The 1,628-nt window shown below is 42.5% G+C and carries 1 protein-coding gene and 1 pseudogene; both read right to left on the reverse strand.

Annotation, left to right across the window (positions count from 1 at the left end; translation table 11 throughout):
* Positions 1–391 precede the first annotated feature (391 nt).
* Positions 392–511, reverse strand: a pseudogene (locus NJ959_RS30910) (diversity-generating retroelement protein Avd); the annotation flags it as partial.
* Positions 512–599: 88 nt separating this feature from the next.
* Positions 600–1,628, reverse strand: a 1,029-nt coding sequence (locus NJ959_RS29230; RefSeq protein WP_254015270.1) for a formylglycine-generating enzyme family protein, incomplete at its 5' end; no start/stop codon positions are given.

Raw genomic sequence — 1,628 nt, forward strand, 5'->3', positions numbered from 1 at the left:
GCGCTCAAAGACTTGACAGATTGACGAATCTAAGTTAAAGTAGTATAGTGGGAAAGTGTGGGTTCCTGGAAGGTGATATTTAGAGCCTGTAGTTATCCCAGATAGAATTAAAAAAATTTCCATCAGAAGAGATATTGAGTAAGGTGCGTTAGGAATAATGTACCGGGATGGATACGATATTTAACTGTTACACCAAAACCCCATCCCCACCAACAAACCATCCGAAAAAACCGCTACCACATCCGTTGCCCAGGCACTTGACACTTGCCCCAATCAACCCTATACTTATAAAATCAGAAAATATGCCCGCCTATAAAATCCTATCCCCAACCACCTCTTATCCCAAAACTGTGCTATCCTAATTAAGTCCGCCCGATATCTATATAAATAACAGCCCCGCCACTAATCGCTCTCCCAAAGCAAATCTATGGGTTTTTGGTAATCGACCAAGAATTGGTACATACCATTTAATTAAGTCGTAGGTTCTTTGTATTATAGGTAGATTACCCATTTTGAAAAAAAAAAATTAAAGACAGGGCTTTTTAAGAGCAAAGAGAAAGAGAATAAAAGAGAATAAAAGAGAATAAAAGAATACTCGCCTAGGAAACAACTAAGCGAAAACCGATGAAGTTGTCCCTGAAATCTGGCTCGTACCTGTTGCGATTCGCACTACGACAGTATCTGCCGAGGATGATCCACGAACCACCACGCAACAGTCGATATTGAGAATTGTTTTCATTAGTACTGCCATCACTTGGAGCATTTTGGTAACCACCATGGTAATAGTCTTGACACCATTCCCACACATTACCGTGCATGTCGTATAATCCGAAATTATTCGCTACTTGGAAACTGCCAACAGGGGTAGTTTTTTGTCTGTCCTCTCCTTTAGGTGCTGAACCGTAAGGATAATTACCATTGTAGTTAACGCAATCGGTATTAATCGTCTCCCCAAAATGAAAGGGCGTATTTGTTCCGGCTCGACAGGCGTATTCCCACTCCGCCTCGGTGGGTAAACGATAGTTTCTTCCGGTGTATTTAGATAGTCTAGCACAAAATTCGGTAGCGTCAAGCCAAGTTATCTTTTCTACTGGTAAATTATCACCTTTAAAGCGAGATGGGTCAGAGCTTAAGTCGCGATTGACTTTGGGTAAAGCAGCGACAACTCGCCACTGTGCTTGAGTTACGGTATATTTTCCCATGTAGAAGGGAGATATTGTAACTGAGTGTTGGGGACTTTCATTATCCCATCTCTCTGCTTCACTAGTTGGGGAACCCATAGTAAATGTACCACCGGGGATGGCTACCATTTCTAGAGTTATCCCGTTACCTAAATCTTGGGGGAAGAAATTGGCACTGCGGCGATTGCGAGTTGCTTCTCTGCCTTGGGAGTCTAGGGTGATGACATTAAAATCAAAAGACTGAAGAGATAAGTTCGTAGTAGGCGATTTATCGCCGTTACCACTACCAGGAAAAATAATATCCTTAATTAATCTATCGTAGGCGATCGCGCCTACAGCTACCATACTACCCAAACCTGCTAGCTGAATTATCTTTCGCCTTCCTAGTTTAGACGAGAGATATTTGGCAACGGATGGGGTAACGGATGTAACGGATGGGGGGTTGGT

The organism is Limnofasciculus baicalensis BBK-W-15 (assembly GCF_024178385.1).
Classification (GTDB): domain Bacteria; phylum Cyanobacteriota; class Cyanobacteriia; order Cyanobacteriales; family Coleofasciculaceae; genus Limnofasciculus; species Limnofasciculus baicalensis.